Genomic DNA, 15,784 nt, shown 5'->3' on the forward strand with positions numbered 1-15,784 from the left:
CGCTTGCGCCGCAATAATAAACTGGCACAACTTCCCAACTATTGGCAAAAAATGCCGTTGCTGCAAAGTTGGTTGCGGCCATTGTCCTTGGCCAAATACAAAAACCGGTCGGCACGCCCGAAAACCGAGCAGAGGGGCTCGCCCGGTTCGGCTACGGCGATCCCACCCGAAAACGTCACCGCGCCCAAGGGGGCGTCGGTTTCCCGGATGCGATAGCGCTTCGCCGCAACGGCGACCCGCGCAGTCTCCAAGGTAGCGCGGGCTTGCTCGGCATCTTCGCCTTGAAACAGGACGACAAATTCCTCCCCGCCATACCGTGCGACAAAGTGGCTGGCGCACGCCTCGCGCAATGCCGCCGCGATGGCGCGCAATACCCGGTCTCCCACAGAGTGGCCAAACTGGTCATTGACGCGTTTGAAGCGATCGACATCGCATACCGCCAGGCACAAACGCTGCCCATTACGGGATTGTTCGGAAAACGCCTCCTCAAAGGCACGACGATTGGGCAAACCGGTCAGCGGATCGCGACGCGCATCGCCCCGTGCCTCCTCCAGCTTCGCGCGCAACTGATCCGCTTCGCGCGTCGCGACGGCCAGGCGCGACTCAGCCGATTGCACGCGATCGAGCATTACGGTCGCCAGTCGCACGACATCGGCACCGGTGGCGGCCCCGCGCACCGCATTGGCGCTGGCAGCCAAATCGCGCCCGAAATCGGCCGTCTCCTCCTGCATGGACCGCATCATGTCGCTAAAGCCTTCGACGTGCATCTGGGTCTGTGCCACCAACCTGGCCGCGACGTCGTCATCGACCCTGGGGGTTAGTGCTTCTCCCCAATGCGTAGGGTTCTGGCTCGCAAGGCCGCCACCCAGGGCCTCGATGTCCCGAGTCGAAAGTCGGATACCGCCCTCGGTCAGGGTTGCCACCGATCGGGCCAGCGCGCCCGTCGGGTTGGTCATCACGTGATATGCGAAAGCGTAATGGACCGGGTCGGGGCCCAAGCGGTGAAGCGTCAAGAACGCGCGAATCCGGTCAAAGACGGCGTCAGCCCGCTCTTCGACGGCGATCAGCCTCGCTTCCCTTGCTGCCCCCATCGCTCCATTGGCCTCATTACGCCAAGCGTCGCTTGATAGCGCGCTCTGCCTGCAGGAACGAAGTAGCGCAAAACTGCTAACATTGGGTGACCGCAGGCGCGATGAGCGCACTCGGGCGGGAAACCGGGGCATGCGGGCTGGCGCAACGCGGCGAGCCGGTTTACGCAAGCAAGATGCGCGTTACCGACACCGATCTTGCCCTTGCGGCGGCTCTCGCCGATGCCGCCGGATCTGCCATTCGTCCTTATTACCGGGCCGACCACGGGCTTGAGGCAAAATCGGATGCCTCGCCCGTCACACTCGCCGACCGGGCTGCCGAGGGGGCGATGCGCGCGTTGATAGAACGGGCCTTTCCCGCCGACGCGATCATCGGGGAGGAATATGGCACCAAGGACGGCACGTCGGGTCGGACCTGGGTGCTTGATCCGATCGACGGCACCCGCGCCTTCATCTCCGGTCGCCCGATCTTCGGCACGCTGATTGCGCTGATGATCGACGGCTGGCCGATGATGGGCGTGATCGACCAGCCGATCCTGCAGGAACGCTGGCTGGGCGTGATGGGCCGCCCGACCCTGTTCAATGGCACCGCAGCCGTCGCGCGGCGCTGCCCCGACCTTGCCAAGGCCCTGCTGGCGACCACCTCCCCCGCTTTGTTCGACGATACCCAGCTCCACGCCTTCGAGCATCTCGATGCTGCTGTGATGAGCACGGTGCTCGGCGGCGATTGCTATAATTACGGCTGCGTGGCGAGCGGGTGGCTCGACGTGGTGGTCGAAGCGCAGCTCAAGATTTATGATTTCGCAGCGCTCGTCCCGATCGTCGAGGGCGCGGGCGGGCGGATGTGTGATTGGTCGGGCGATCCGCTCACCGGTGATTCGATCGGTGAAGTCATCGCTGCGGGCGACCCGGCGCGGATCGAGGAAATTCTCGAACTGCTCGCCTGTCGCGGCCATTGATCTTGCGTTTTGCGCGACTCACCGCTATGCGCCCGCCTTCCTGCGAGTAAGAGGAACTGCCCGGCCGGTATGGGCTGCCGTGGCCGTTCATAGATCGTCGCACAACTGAAAGGACGAAAATGCCCAAACTCAAGACGAAGAGCGGCGTTAAAAAGCGCTTCAAGCTCACCGCGAGCGGCCTGCTGAAGCACGGCGTCGCTGGCAAGCGCCACCGGCTGATGAGCCACAACGCCAAGTACATCCGCCAGAACCGTCGCACCAAGGTGCTGTCGAAGGCCGATACGGCAACCGTCAAGGCGTGGGCGCCTTACGGTCTGGGCTGAGCGGAAAGGAATTAAAGAATGGCACGCGTCAAACGGGGTGTAACCACCCACGCTAAGCACAAGCGGATCCTCAATCAGGCGAAGGGCTATTATGGCCGTCGCAAGAACACGATCCGTATCGCCCGCCAGGCCGTCGAAAAGGCTGGCCAATACGCCTATCGCGACCGCAAGGTTAAGAAGCGCAACTTTCGCGCGCTGTGGATCCAGCGCATCAACGCTGCTGTCCGCGCCGAAGGCCTGACCTACGGCGTGTTCATGCACGGCCTGAAGCTCGCCGGTGTCCAGCTCGACCGCAAGGTCCTGGCCGACATCGCGATGCACGAAGGTGCCGCGTTTAGCGCCATCATCGCGCAGGCGAAGGCGGCTCTGCCCCAGGCCGCCTAAAGGCGACCTGCTGCGAGACGAAAGATTGGGGCGTCGGTGGCAACACCGGCGCCCTTTTCGTTTTGACGAAAGACCTATCTAATGCACCTCCTGCCGATGACCGATGCGCATTTTGCCTGGCTGCTGGGCCAGTCCGGGGTCGATGATGCGCCGCATTTGCCGGAAGGCGGCATTGCCTCCCGAGACATCCTCGATCTGTTGCGCGGCGTCGCTGCGGAAGTTGGTGGAGAATCCGCTTGGTTGATGGTTGTGGAACGCGAAGCGGTCGGCATTGTCAGCATCAAGAAGCGTGACGCGCAGGGGCGATGGGATATCGGCTACGGCGTCGCGCCAGAGCGCGAGGGCCGCGGCCATGCAACCGCAGCAGTTGCCGCGCTCAAGCGGATCGCGCGTGCGCACGGTGCTCGCGGCTTGACCGCCGAGACCTTGCCCGACAGTGGAGCGTCACCAAGCGTGCTGCGACGGAATGGCTTTGTGTGCATCGGGCAATTCGATCACCCGGAAGACGGCACGGTGGATCAATGGGTAGTGGAGTGGACGGCGTGAGCGACATAGAGAAGCTGAAGGCCGATATCGTCGATGCTGTCGTGGCCGCTGCCACGCTCGATACGCTGGAGGCGGTCCGCGTCCAGGCGCTCGGCAAGCAGGGCAGCATCACCGCCTTGCTCAAGACGCTGGGCGGCATGTCGCCCGACGAGCGGCTGGTGCAGGGCCCGCGCATCCAGGGCGTGCGCGAGGCGGTGACCACCGCCATCGCCGAGCGCAAGGCCGCCCTCGACCGTGCCGAACTCGATGCAAGGCTCGCGCGCGAGACGCTCGACATGACGCTCCCGGCAGAGGCCGCACCGCAGGGGTCGGTCCACCCGGTCAGCCAGGTGCTCGACGAAATGGCGGAGATATTCGCCGATCTCGGCTTCGCGGTCGCCACCGGCCCCGAGATCGAGGATCAGTGGCACAATTTCACCGCGCTCAACATGCCCGAGAGCCATCCCGCGCGCGCGATGCACGACACCTTCTACCTGAAGGCGGGCGAAGGCGAAGAGGCCAAGGTTCTGCGCACCCACACCTCGCCCGTCCAGATCCGCACGATGATGGGGCAGGAGCCGCCGATCCGCATCATCGCGCCGGGCCGCGTCTATCGCTCGGACTGGGACGCGACGCACACGCCGATGTTCCACCAGATCGAGGGGCTGGTGATCGACAAGGGCATCACGCTCGGCCATCTCAAATGGACGCTGGAGACCTTCCTCAAGGCCTTTTTCGAGCGTGACGACATCGTGCTGCGTCTGCGCCCGAGCTATTTTCCCTTCACCGAGCCTTCGGCCGAAGTCGATGTCGGCTGGACGATGGAAAAGGGCCGCCGTGTGCTCGGCGGGTCGGAGGGCTGGATGGAGCTGCTCGGCAGCGGCATGGTCCACCCCAAGGTGATCGCCGCGTGCGGGCTCGATCCGAACCAATGGCAGGGCTTCGCCTTCGGCGTCGGCGTCGATCGCCTCGCCATGCTCAAATACGGCATGGATGATTTGCGGCCCTTCTTCGAAGGCGATGCGCGCTGGTTGAAGCATTACGGTTTCTCGGCACTCGACGTGCCCACGCTGAGCCAGGGAGTCGGCGCATGAAGGTCACCCTCGATTGGCTGAAGCAGCATATCGACACCGACGCCTCGCTGGAGACGATCGTCGAGACGCTCACGCGCATCGGCCTTGAAGTCGAAGGCGTCGAAAACCCCGGTGCCAAGCTCGCCGCGTTCCGCGTGGCGAAGGTGCTCAGCGCCGCCCCGCACCCGCAGGCCGACAAGCTCCAAGTCCTGTCGGTCGATGCCGGGGACGGCCCGCTCCAGGTCGTGTGCGGCGCGCCCAATGCCCGCGCAGGGTTGGTCGGCGTGTTCGGCTCCCCCGGCGCAACGGTGCCCTCGAACGGCATGGTGCTCAAAGTCGCCGCCATCCGCGGGGTCGAATCGAACGGCATGATGTGTTCCACGCGCGAGCTGGAACTGGGCGAGGACCATGACGGCATCATCGAGCTTCCCGCCGATGCGCCGATCGGCATGGCTTATCCCGATTATGCCGGGCTGAATGATCCGGTGATCGAGATCAACGTCCTCCCCAATCGCCCCGATTGCATGGGCGTGCGCGGCATCGCGCTCGATCTGGTCGCCGCCGGGCTCGGCACCGCCAGGCCGCTCGCTTATGCGCCCGTCGAAGGCACAGGCGCTGGCCCCGATGTCCGCACCGACGATGCCGAGGGCTGCCCCGCTTTCTACGCGCAAAGCGTCACCGGCCTCGTCAACGGCACCGCGCCCGAATGGATGCGCCGCCGCCTCACCGCGATCGGCCAACGGTCGATTTCCACGCTGGTCGACATCACCAATTACGTGATGTTCGATCTCGGCCGCCCCTTGCACGTCTATGATCGCGTCAAGCTGTCGGGCGGCCTCGTCGCGCGCAAGGCGGCGGCGGGCGAGCAAGTGCTCGCGCTCAACGGCAAGACGTACACGCTCACCGAGACGATGACCGTCATCGCCGATGACGCGCACGTTCATGACATTGGCGGCATCATGGGCGGCGAGGATTCGGGCGTGACGCCCGAGACGACCGATGTCGTGATCGAATGCGCCTATTTCGATCCCGACGGCATTGCCCGCACCGGCCAGGCGCTGATGCTCACCTCGGACGCGCGTTCGCGCTTCGAACGCGGCGTCGATCCGGCGTTCCTCGAACAGGGTCTCGCCATCGCGACGCGGCTGGTGCTCGATCTGTGTGGCGGCACGGCAAGCCTGCCGACCCATGCCGGCACCCCGCCGACCACGCGCAAGCGCATCGCTTATGATCCCGCCCGCGCGGAAACGCTCGGCGGTCTGGCAGTTGCGCCCGATCGCCAGCGCGAGATCCTGACCGCGCTCGGCTTCACGGTCGAGGCCGACTGGACCGTCCTGCCCCCGCCCGCGCGCCGCGATGTCGATGGCCCGGCCGATCTGGTCGAGGAAGTGATCCGCATCGTCGGCATCGATTCGGTACCCGCAACCCCGCTGCCGCGCGCGGCGGGTGTCGCCAAGCCGACCGCGACGCCTGCGCAAAGACTCGAAAGCCGCGTCCGCCGCGCCGCCGCCGCGCGCGGTCTCAACGAGACGATCACCTGGAGCTTCCTGTCGGAAACCCAGGCCGAGGCGATCGGCGGCGGCACCTGGACGCTCGCCAATCCGATCAGCGAGGAGTTGAAGGTGATGCGCCCGTCGCTTCTCCCCGGCTTGCTGTCGGCGGCGGAACGCAATTTGAAGCGTGGTGCTGGCGGTGTCCGCCTGTTCGAGCTTGGGCGGCGCTATCTCAGCGACGGCGAACGCTCGACGCTGGGCGTGGTGTTGGCCGGCGAAGCGCGTCCACGCGGCTGGCAGAACGGCAAGGCGACGCTGTTCACCGCCTTTGACGCCAAGCCGAGGCGCTGGCGCTGCTGGCGGCGGCTGGGGCACCGGTCGACAATCTGCAAGTCATGGGCGACGCGGGCGATGCCTGGCACCCCGGCCAATCGGGCACGCTGCGGCTGGGGCCAAAGACCGTGCTAGCGGCGTTCGGCATCGTCCACCCGCTGACCACGCGCGCCTTCGACGTCGATGGCCCGGTCGCGGCGGTCGAGCTGTATCTCGATGCGATTCCGCCCAAGCGCGCGTCGAGCTTCGCGCGCGCGGCCTATGCGCCACCGGCGTTGCAGGCGGTGCGGCGCGACTTCGCCTTCCTCGTGCCCGACAGCGTGTCGGGCGACGCACTGGTGCGCGCGGCGCGCGGCGCGGACAAAGCGGCGATCGTGGCTGCGCGCGTGTTCGACGTGTTCACCGGCACGGGCGTCGAGCCGGGGCATAAGAGCATCGCGATCGAAGTCACGCTCCAGCCGGGCGAAAAGAGCTTCACCGAGGCGGACCTGAAGGCGGTGGCGGACAAGGTCGTGGCGGCGGCGGCGAAGCTTGGGGCAAGTTTGCGGGGGTAAGGCCGAGCGTCACCCCGCATCCACCCCGGCGAAGGCCGGGGCCCAGCAGGGCGGGTCGAGGTAATAGGGCACGGCACTCGCCATGCCCGGCCCGCGCCTGGGCCCCGGCCTTCGCCGGGGTGGTCGTGGTTTTTATTGGAGGATCGACGCTATGCCCCAACCCAACCTGATCACCATCGCCACCGCGCAGCTCTCCGCCGCGATCAACCCGTTCGGTGCGGAACTCACCCACCTGCGCGATGCCGACGGCCGCGAACTGATGACCGATGCCGACCCCGCTTTCTGGACCGGCCACGCGCCCTTGCTCTTCCCGGTCGTCGGGCGGCTCAACGGCGACGTGCTGCGCGTTAACGGCGCGGCCTATCCGATGAAGCAGCACGGCTTCGCCCGCCGCAGCCTGTTCACGCTGGTGGAGCAAAGCGCGACGCACGCGGTCTTTCTGCTTCAAGACAGCGCCGAGACCCGCACGGCCTATCCTTTCACCTTCGCGCTGCGCGTGACCTACACGATCACCGACGCGACGCTCGCCATCGCGGTGGCGATCGAGAATCGCAGCGAAGGCACGCTGCCCGCCAGCTTCGGCTTCCACCCCGCCTTCGCCTGGCCGCTGCCTTACGGCCTGCCCCGCGCCGACCACCGCATCGTCTTCGCCAAGGATGAGCCCGACCCTTTGCGCGAACTCGTCGGCAGCGCGATTTCCACCGGCCGCCGCCCCTCCCCGCTGCAAGGGCGAACCCTCGCCCTCGACGACGCGCTGTTCACCCAGGACGCGCTGATCTGGGATCCGGTCCATTCGCAAAGCGTCCGTTATGGTGCCTCGACCGGCCCACAGCTCCGCGTTGATTTCCCCGACACGCCGATGCTCGGCATCTGGACCAAACCTGGTGCCGCCTTCGTCTGTATCGAGCCATGGCACGGCATCGCCGACCCCGAGGGCTTCACCGGCGACATCCGTGAGAAACCCGGCATCGTCACCATCGCACCGGCTGCGACATGGCGCTGCGCGATGCAGGTGACGTTGGAGGCCTGAAGCGCTACAGCGCGGCGATGAATCACACTTCCGACCGCCGCACTTTCGCGATCATTTCCCACCCCGACGCGGGCAAGACCACGCTGACCGAAAAGCTGTTGCTGTTCGGCGGTGCGATCCATTTGGCGGGCGAGGTCAAGGCGCGCGGGCAAAACCGGCGTGCGCGCTCGGACTGGATGAAGATTGAGCAGCAGCGCGGCATTTCGGTCACCTCCTCGGTGATGACCTTCGAGCGCGAGATCGAAGGCATGGGTGGCCTTACCTTCAACTTGCTCGACACGCCGGGCCACGAGGATTTCTCGGAAGATACCTATCGCACGCTGACCGCCGTCGATTCCGCCGTGATGGTGATCGACGCGGCGCGCGGTATCGAGGCGCAGACGCGCAAATTGTTCGAGGTCTGCCGCTTGCGCTCGGTGCCGATCATCACCTTCGTCAACAAGGTCGATCGCGAGGGACGCCCGCCGTTCGAATTGCTCGACGAAGTGGCCGAGATGCTCCAGCTTGACGTCACGCCGATGAGCTGGCCGGTCGGCATGGGCAGCGATTTCGAAGGCATTTACGATTTCCACGCCAATGCGCTGAGCCAGCCCGAGGGGCCGAGCCGCGAATTCATGGGCAAGGCGAGGCGTTTCACCGGGCTAGACGATCCCGCGCTGGAAGGCGTGCTGAGCGCAAACGGCCTCGCGACGCTGCGCGACGAGGCCGAGCTCGCGCTTGGCGGCTATGGTGCCTTCGATGTCGAGGCGTATCGCGCGGGCGACCAGACCCCGGTCTATTTCGGCTCGGCATTGAAGGACTTTGGCGTCGCCGAGCTGATCGACGCGCTCGGTCGCCATGCGCCCGGCCCACGCCCGCAACCCGCAGAGCCCGCCCAAGTGCTGCCTGAGCGCGCCGATGTCACCGGGTTCGTGTTCAAGGTCCAGGCCAATATGGACCCCAACCACCGCGACCGCATCGCCTTCATGCGGCTGTGTTCGGGCACCTTCAAGCGCGGCATGAAGCTGACGCCGACCGGCCACGGCAAGCCGATCGCGATCCATTCGCCGATCCTGTTCTTCGCGCGCGAACGCGAACTGGCCGATGAGGCGTTTCCGGGCGACATCATCGGCATCCCCAACCACGGCACCTTGCGGGTGGGCGACACGCTGTCCGAACGCGCCGACGTGCGCTTCACGGGGCTCCCCAATTTCGCGCCGGAAATCCTGCGCCGCGTTGCGCTGAAGGATCCGACCAAGACCAAGCAGCTCCGCAAGGCGCTCGACGACATGGCCGAGGAAGGCGTGACGCAGGTCTTCTACCCCGAAATCGGCTCGAACTGGATCATCGGCGTGGTCGGGCAGCTCCAGCTCGAAGTGCTGCTCTCGCGGCTCGAGGCCGAATATAAGGTCGATGCCGGGCTCGAAATGGCCCCTTATGATACCGCGCGTTGGGTGTCCGCAGCCGATCCGGCCGACCTCAAGGCGTTCATGGACTTGAATCGCACCTCCATGGCGAAGGATCGCGACGGCAATCCCGTGTACCTTGCGAAGACGGCCTGGGACGTCGGCTATGTCGCGGACCGCTATCCCAAGGTCACCTTCGCCGCGACGCGCGAGCGCTAGCGCGCTTTGATCGCGGCACGACGACGTCGACGCCAAAGTACGACGCCGACTGCGAACGCCGCCGCCGCGACCCCCAGCACCGCCGGGAGGAGCCTGGGCAACCAATACCGAAGGGCATTGTCGCTGATCTGCTGGTCGGCGGTGTAACCGGCGGGCATTGGCAGCACCTGATCGCGCCGGGCAAAGGCGTCGTAATCGCGGCGCATGCCGATGAAACGATCGGGTTGCTCGGTCGACAGATCGTGTGTCTCGCCGGGATCATGCGTGATGTCGAACAGCTGCCAGCGACCGTCGCCGAGCGGCGGCAGGTTCCTGACGAGCTTATAGTCGCCGCGGAACAACGCCGCATTGCCCGATAGCTCATAGCCAAGCGGCGTATCGCCATGCACATTGGTGCGTCGGCCCAGCAGCATATCAGCCAGGCTGAACCCAACCATCGGCTCCACCGCCCGCCCGGCAAAGTGCCCGGTCTGCGCGGGCACCCCGGCCAGCGCAAGCAAGGTGGGCGCAATATCGGTAACATGCGTGAAGCCGCCAACGATCGTGCCGCTGCGCATCGCAGGATTACCGGGCCAGCTCACGATCAGCGGCACGCGCAAGCCACCTTCTCCGGCCGAAAACTTGTAGCCCGCAAGCGGCGCGGCGGCGGCACTTGCCCAACTCGGCCCAATCGCGGTCAACGTGCCGCGCTCGCCTGATGGTCGGGCGCGAAATCGCGCAGCAGCCCGAGCACCAGCCGGTTGAGCAGCCGCCCGCGCGGGTCGGTCGGTTCCGGGCCATTGTCGGACAGGAACACGAAGATCGTATTGTCATACGCACCCGTCGCCTTCAGATGATCGATCAAACGCCCGATCTCATGATCGGCCGCCTCCGCCATCCCGCCATAAGCCGCCATCGCCCGGGCCGCCGCATGGCGTTGATCGGGCGACAGCCGGTTCCAGTCGGCGGTCGAGCGCATCACCGCCGCGCGCGTTTCCGGTGGAACCAGCCCCATGGCGATTGCCCGCGCCTGCCGCGCCGCGCGCAAAGCGCGCCAACCGCCATCATAGGCATGGGCATAGCGCGCGATGTACGCGTCGGGCGCTTGCACCGGAATGTGGTTGGCCAGGAAATTGACCGAGGCGAAGAACGGCTTGCCCGATCCCCGCCCGGCATCGATGTAGCGCAGCATCGTATCGACGATGAAGGTCGAGGAATAAAACGGCGTCGGCAAGGTGGCGGGTCTACCGTCCTCGGTCCAGTCGGCCTTGTCATAGAGCCCGGCGATCGGCTTCTGCTCGAAATTGTCCGCCCCGGCATCCGCCAGCGAAAAGGCATGGTCATAACCACGCGCGGTCGGCAGCCCGTCGCTCGCCTTGCCCAAATGCCATTTGCCGGTGAGATAGGTGCGATAGCCCGCCTGGTGCAGCACCTCCGCCAACGTCACCACATGGTGGTTGAGCACGGTGTTATAACCCGGTTTGCCGATATGCTCGGGCGGAATGGTTTCGGGCATGTTGCCGAGCCCGGCGCGGTGGCTGCTGACGCCGGTCTGCAACATAGCGCGGGTGGGAGCGCACGATCCGGCGACGTGGAAATTGGCGAAGCGGACGCCGTGCGCGGCGAGCGCATCAATATTGGGGGTGCGAATCTCGCTGCCGAAGCTGCCAATGTCCGTATAGCCCCAATCGTCCGCCACCAGCAGGACGATATTGGGGCGGGGCGCGGGCGGAGCACCCACGGCGGGAAGCGCCAGCAAGGCCAGCGCCGTCGCCAGCCCCCGTCGCGCCGCCCGCCTCACTCGAGCCGGCTTTGCGCGATGGTGGTCGTGCCAGCGGACAAGCTGAACAGCATCCCGTCCTCGCCCACCGTGATCGGCCCCGCAAAATGTCGCGCGGAGTCGCCCAGAAACGCTGGATAGGCGAAGCGCAAAGGCAATGGCGGTACAATATGGTTGAGCACCAGCCGCTTTACTCCGGCGGCTTTCGCAGCATCCGCAGCCTGCTCGGGTGTCGTGTGATAGTTGCGAATATCGCGCGTGACTTGCGCCAGATTGTAGCGATGGTTCCGCTCAAGCGCAGCGGTCAACAAGCCGACCAGCCGCGGCTGCAAGGCCTCATGGACCAGCAGGTCCGCTCCCTTGGCCGCCGCAACCAGCGATGCGCTTGGCCCCGTATCCCCGCTGAATACAACCGAACGGCCTTTATAGTCGAAGCGATAGCCGACCGCTGGGCGAACCGGGCCATGATCGACGCAGAAGGCGGTAACCCGCAGCCCATCATGTGCGAACACGACCTCGGGCGCATCGGGCTTGGGCATGGCGAACGGAATCGCCACCGCACCTGCGCCGCTCGGGGGTGCGACGCCGGCACCATGATGCGCGGTGCGATACCGTGAGTCGGTCGCATAGGCCGCATCGAATCCCGCCACTACCGCCTCCACTCCGACCGGACCGTGCACCGGTAGCGGAGACGTGGCGGAGCTCGCGATCCAGCTTTGCAACATCAACGGACCGAGTCCGTCGATATGATCCGAATGGAAATGCGTCAGGAACAGCCCCTCAATTCGCCCGATCGGCAAACCCATCCCAACGATCGTGCGTGCGCCGCCTTCCCCGATATCGACCACGAAAAGGTGCTTCCCCGCGATCACCACCGAACACGGCCCCGCCCGGGTCGGATCGGGCAAAGGCGAACCCGTTCCGCACAACGCGACATGCAGTCCATCCGGCAATGTCTCGGTACCGTCTCGCCCCACCCGCGCATCGACAATCCACGCCAGCATGGCGGTCGCGATTTGCCGCTGGAAGAGGCTGACCAGCGTCATCCCGACAAGGCCAATCAGGGCAACGGCCAACGTCCACTTCCCGTATTTGCGCATTCGGCCACCCTCCTCCCTTGGGCGTATGTCGTTGCGGTTGAGCCTGCGACAAAATTATGACACATTCAATGCCACATTGGGAGGACAATAGACCGAGGTGGATCGGAGGGATAAGCGCACCACGTGGATATGAAGCGCAGTATGACGCCGGTCTCTGGACCAAAAGACAACTCAGCAGCCGACGGGCGCCGTGCGCGCAGTGAAAACAGCCGCGCCAAGATCGTCGCCGCGATGCTCCATCTCGTCGGCAAAGGCGATATCGCCCCGAGCGCTGCGCGCGTCGCCGAAACCGCCGGTGTCGGCTTGCGGTCTGTGTTCCGGCACTTGCCGATATGGACACGCTCTACAGCGAAATGTCCCAGGTCATCGAAGCACAGGTCTTGCCGATGGCGCTCAAACCCTTGACGGGGGCGAGCTGGCGCGACCGGCTGCTGGAAATCACTCAACGTCGCGCGCTCGTCTTCGAGGCAATCCTGCCCTTCCGTATCTCGGCCAATATCAAACGCTTCCAGTCGGAATTCCTGATGCAGGATTATCGCCGCATGCTGCGGCTGGAGCGCAGCTCGCTCGAAGCGGTGCTGCCGCCGCACGTCCTTGCCGACACCACGCTCGTCGATGCGCTGAATGTGCCGCTCAGCTTTCAGACATGGCGCTTGTTGCGGCACGACCAGGAATTGACCATTGCCGAGGCCCGCGCCGTGGTGGTGCGGCTCATCGAAGCGATCCTCGCCCATATCGACGATTGAGCAGGCCTGCGGTCCGCGTCGATCAACCCGGCGGCGCGCGGCGATTGTCGACCAGCCGCACACCGATATGATCGGTGCCGAGCCCCAATTCCTGAAATTGCCGTGCCGCCGGGCGGTAGCGCGCGCAATAATTGGCGGCACATAGATACGACCCGCCCTTGATCACACGCCGGTCGCCGTCGGCAACCCCGCTGGTCCATTCCCACACATTGCCGATCATGTCGTACAGGCCATAGCCGTTGGCAGGGAAGCATCCGACCGCGCGCGACCGCGATAGCCATCGATGCCAAGATCGCGGGCCGGGAACACGCCTTGATAGTAATTGGCGGTCGGCGTGCCGTGCGCGTCGATCGGTTCGGGCAAAGCAGGCTGGCCACCCCGCGCGGCATATTCCCATTGCGCTTCGGTCGGCAGGGCCTTGCCCGCCCAGCGCGCATAGGCCTCGGCATCTTCATAGGCGATCTGGACGACGGGAGTCGTACCCTTGCCGACAATCGATTCGTTCGGGCCCGCCGGATGTTGCCACGTCGCCCCCACCACCCACCGCCACCAGCGCGGATCGTCGCCGGACGGGACCGCGAACACCGCCGACCCCGGGACCCGCATCTCGGGCGGCGCGCCCGGCAGAACCGGCGGTCTCCGTTCCGCCATCGTGCGATAGCCGGTCGCCCTCACGAAGGTGGCGAATTCGGCGTTGGTCAGCTCATGCGTGTCGATCCAGAAGCCGGGCACGGTGACGGTGCGTGGCGGTCCTTCTTCAGGATAATGCGGATCTTCCCCCTGGACGAAGCGCCCCGCCGGAATCCAGCGCATCGCTCCGGGCGCGAACGTGGCACACGCGTGTTGAACGGGCGCGCCCGCTGGAGCCCGCGAGCAGGCGCTCATCGCCAACAGCCCAACAATCGCCAACCACCGCAATCTCATCGGGTCATCGATCCCCTCCAACCGACACCCTAGCGAGATTTCAGCCGACGAACAGCACGCCCCTATGGTCTGAAGCCGCGGTCCGCGAAGCGGGCATAATTTCACCATCCAGCGCCAGCGCCGGTGTCAGCGGCGCATGGCTCACGATCAGCAGCCCCTGCCCGCGCCGCCGTAACCGATCGTCCAACCGTTCGAGAACGATCCGTGCGGTGACGGAGTCGAGGCCCTCGGTCGGCTCGTCCAGCAGCAGCCACGGCGCGGGCTTGAGATACGCCCGCGCAAGCGCCAACCGCCGCCGTTCACCGCCGGACAGACTCGCCCCATTGTCGCCGATCCAGCTATCCAGCCCCTGCGGCATGGCGCGCACCCGCTCCGCAAAGGCGGCATCCTCCAGCGCTTCCCACAACGCCGCATCCGGCGCATCGGCCTGCGCCAGCAACAGCGTGTCGCGCACCGTCCCCGCCAGCAGTGCCGCATCCTGCGGCAGCCACGCGAACGACGCTCGCAACGTGGTCGCGGGCAGCAAAGCGATATCGACCCCGCCCAGCGCCACTTCGCCCGCGATCGGGGTACGCAGCCCGACCAACCGTTCGACCAGGCTGGACTTGCCGCTACCTGACACCCCCCGCAGCGCAATCCGCGCTGGCGGCGCAATCGGCGTACCGCGAAGGATCAGGTCTGGTTTCAGCGCGACCGTTGGTACGGTGGTCCGGGGGGCGTCCTCGAGCAACGCGCCGAGCCGAGCATAAGCGGCGTGCGCGGCGCGCGCTTGCGTCACTTGCCGGATCGCGGGTGCCAGGCCGTCAAGCGCCATCGCCGCCGCCAGCGCGGCCAAGGCAGCGATCGCCGCCCCTTGGGGTGCCGCCAAGACCAGCGCCAACGCCGCCCCACCCCCGATCGCAACCGGCGACGCCACCTCGATCCACGCACGCACATCGCTGTCGCGCCGTTGGGCGGCGGCGAGTGCGGTGCCGCCGTCGACGATGCGCGCCACGGCCCAATCTTCCAGCGCATAACAGCGCAGCTCGGCCGCGCCCTCGACCAGAGCGGCGGTCTGGGCCTTAGCCGTTCCGCCTCGCGCAACAGCGCACTTCCGCTGGCCTCGAGCTCGCGCGACACCGTCCAGATCGCCGCGTACAGCAGGACCGCGACCAGCGCGACGGCGACGACCGGAAGCGGGCCGGCGAGCGCGATCAAGGCTCCGCCCGACAGGATCGCCACGGCCCCGCCGACTGTACCCGATCGCAGCACCAGCGCCGTTTCGATCGCACTCGCATCCTGCACCAAACGGGTGGAGGCTTCCCCGGTCGACAGGCTCAGCGCGCGCGCCACCGGTGTCGCCGCGAGCGCGGCGAACAGCGCCGGGCGCACCCGCGCAATCGCCGACAGGGCCGCATCATGGCTGGCGAGCCTTTCGCCATAGCGCGCACCGGTCCGCACGATCGCAAACAGCCGGATCGCGGCACTGGGCAGCATGTAATTAAACGCCAGCGCCGTCCCGGCCCCCGCCGCGAGCGCCGCCGCCGTGAGGAACCACCCCGATAAGGCGAGCAGCGCGACCGAGGCGACCGCCACCAAGGCAGCACACAGAACGGCGCGGCGAACCGCTTGTCGTTCGGTGCGTGGACGGTCGGCCAGCAAATCTTTCAACGTGCCGTTCACGCAACACCCCCGAGATCGACGATGCGATCAGCAAGTGCGGCCAGCGCGGCGCTGTGCGTCGCGATAATAACAGTACGCCCGACACAGGCACGGGCAATGACGGCGATCAGCGCGGCCTCGGCGGCGTGGTCAAGATGGGCGGTCGGCTCGTCCAGCAGCAGGAGCGGCGCGTCCTTCAGCAGCGCGCGCGCACCCCGATGCGACGGCGCTCGCGCCCGCCCGACAAG

At 66.3% G+C, this 15,784-nt stretch carries 14 protein-coding genes and 3 pseudogenes; 9 read left to right on the top strand and 8 right to left on the bottom strand.

Annotated features, from left to right (window positions below; translation table 11 throughout):
• Positions 1–38: 38 nt before the first annotated feature.
• Positions 39–1,091 carry a GGDEF domain-containing protein gene (locus tag NW75_RS02710; RefSeq protein WP_033963597.1) on the bottom strand — a complete coding sequence of 351 codons (1,053 nt, stop codon included), beginning with the start codon at positions 1,089–1,091 and terminating at the stop codon, positions 39–41.
• A gap of 173 nt (positions 1,092–1,264) precedes the next feature.
• Here NW75_RS02710 and hisN point away from each other — a divergent pair, with 173 nt between their 5' ends.
• The 8 genes and pseudogenes from hisN to NW75_RS02750 all read left to right on the top strand — a co-directional run bounded on the left by hisN (position 1,265) and on the right by NW75_RS02750 (position 9,366).
• Positions 1,265–2,047: a histidinol-phosphatase gene (gene hisN, locus NW75_RS02715; protein ID WP_033963624.1), complete on the top strand. Its 783-nt coding sequence runs from the start codon at positions 1,265–1,267 to the stop codon at positions 2,045–2,047.
• A gap of 119 nt (positions 2,048–2,166) precedes the next feature.
• Positions 2,167–2,370, top strand: a complete 204-nt coding sequence (rpmI, locus tag NW75_RS02720; RefSeq protein ID WP_010406001.1) for a 50S ribosomal protein L35 — start codon at positions 2,167–2,169, stop codon at positions 2,368–2,370.
• An 18-nt stretch (positions 2,371–2,388) separates the two neighbouring features.
• A complete protein-coding gene (gene rplT / locus NW75_RS02725) occupies positions 2,389–2,754 on the top strand; it encodes a 50S ribosomal protein L20 (RefSeq protein ID WP_010406000.1) in 366 nt (121 codons plus the stop codon).
• Between the two features lie 81 nt (positions 2,755–2,835).
• Positions 2,836–3,300 carry a GNAT family N-acetyltransferase gene (locus tag NW75_RS02730; protein WP_033963599.1) on the top strand — a complete coding sequence of 155 codons (465 nt, stop codon included), beginning with the start codon at positions 2,836–2,838 and terminating at the stop codon, positions 3,298–3,300.
• Entirely contained in the window at positions 3,297–4,373 is a 1,077-nt protein-coding gene (gene pheS, locus NW75_RS02735; protein WP_033963625.1) for a phenylalanine--tRNA ligase subunit alpha, read from the top strand. Before NW75_RS02730 ends, pheS begins: the two co-directional genes overlap by 4 nt.
• Positions 4,370–6,732 (top strand): annotated as a pseudogene (pheT, locus tag NW75_RS02740) (phenylalanine--tRNA ligase subunit beta). Before pheS ends, pheT begins: the two are co-directional and overlap by 4 nt.
• A 151-nt stretch (positions 6,733–6,883) precedes the next feature.
• A complete protein-coding gene (locus NW75_RS02745; RefSeq protein ID WP_033963602.1) occupies positions 6,884–7,762 on the top strand; it encodes an aldose 1-epimerase family protein in 879 nt (292 codons plus the stop codon).
• 17 nt (positions 7,763–7,779) lie between these two features.
• A complete protein-coding gene (locus NW75_RS02750) occupies positions 7,780–9,366 on the top strand; it encodes a peptide chain release factor 3 (protein WP_033963605.1) in 1,587 nt (528 codons plus the stop codon).
• On the opposite strand, the gene NW75_RS27190 is transcribed toward NW75_RS02750, so the two are convergent.
• The 3 genes from NW75_RS27190 to NW75_RS02760 are packed head-to-tail and all read right to left on the bottom strand — an operon-like array spanning position 9,363 to position 12,225.
• Positions 9,363–10,046 (bottom strand): sulfatase/phosphatase domain-containing protein, encoded by a 684-nt coding sequence (locus NW75_RS27190; protein ID WP_269430260.1) that lies wholly within the window; start codon positions 10,044–10,046, stop codon positions 9,363–9,365. The two genes, NW75_RS02750 and NW75_RS27190, sit on opposite strands and share 4 nt — an antisense overlap.
• Positions 10,043–11,146: a sulfatase-like hydrolase/transferase gene (locus tag NW75_RS27195; RefSeq protein WP_269430261.1), complete on the bottom strand. Its 1,104-nt coding sequence runs from the start codon at positions 11,144–11,146 to the stop codon at positions 10,043–10,045. The genes NW75_RS27190 and NW75_RS27195 overlap by 4 nt, the downstream gene beginning before the upstream one ends.
• Positions 11,143–12,225 (bottom strand): MBL fold metallo-hydrolase, encoded by a 1,083-nt coding sequence (locus NW75_RS02760; RefSeq protein ID WP_033963606.1) that lies wholly within the window; start codon positions 12,223–12,225, stop codon positions 11,143–11,145. The genes NW75_RS27195 and NW75_RS02760 overlap by 4 nt, the downstream gene beginning before the upstream one ends.
• Positions 12,226–12,578: 353 nt before the next feature.
• On the opposite strand from NW75_RS02760, the gene NW75_RS02765 reads away from it, so the two are divergent.
• Positions 12,579–12,971 carry a TetR/AcrR family transcriptional regulator gene (locus tag NW75_RS02765; protein ID WP_231564904.1) on the top strand — a complete coding sequence of 131 codons (393 nt, stop codon included), beginning with the start codon at positions 12,579–12,581 and terminating at the stop codon, positions 12,969–12,971.
• A 22-nt stretch (positions 12,972–12,993) separates the two neighbouring features.
• On the opposite strand, the pseudogene NW75_RS02770 reads toward NW75_RS02765, so the two are convergent.
• The 4 genes and pseudogenes from NW75_RS02770 to NW75_RS02780 form a co-directional block, all read right to left on the bottom strand.
• Positions 12,994–13,856: pseudogene (locus NW75_RS02770) on the bottom strand (formylglycine-generating enzyme family protein).
• 79 nt (positions 13,857–13,935) lie between these two features.
• Complete coding sequence (locus NW75_RS24220) at positions 13,936–14,709, bottom strand: ATP-binding cassette domain-containing protein (RefSeq protein ID WP_231564905.1); 774 nt, start codon at positions 14,707–14,709, stop codon at positions 13,936–13,938.
• A complete protein-coding gene (locus NW75_RS25745) occupies positions 14,670–15,557 on the bottom strand; it encodes a hypothetical protein (RefSeq protein WP_156142951.1) in 888 nt (295 codons plus the stop codon). Before NW75_RS25745 ends, NW75_RS24220 begins: the two co-directional genes overlap by 40 nt.
• Positions 15,554–15,784, bottom strand: a pseudogene (locus tag NW75_RS02780) (AAA family ATPase); the annotation flags it as partial. The gene NW75_RS25745 and the pseudogene NW75_RS02780, both read right to left, overlap by 4 nt.

Origin of the sequence: Sphingomonas sp. Ant H11 (genome assembly GCF_000797515.1) — a bacterium.
Taxonomy (GTDB): Bacteria; Pseudomonadota; Alphaproteobacteria; order Sphingomonadales; family Sphingomonadaceae; genus Sphingomonas.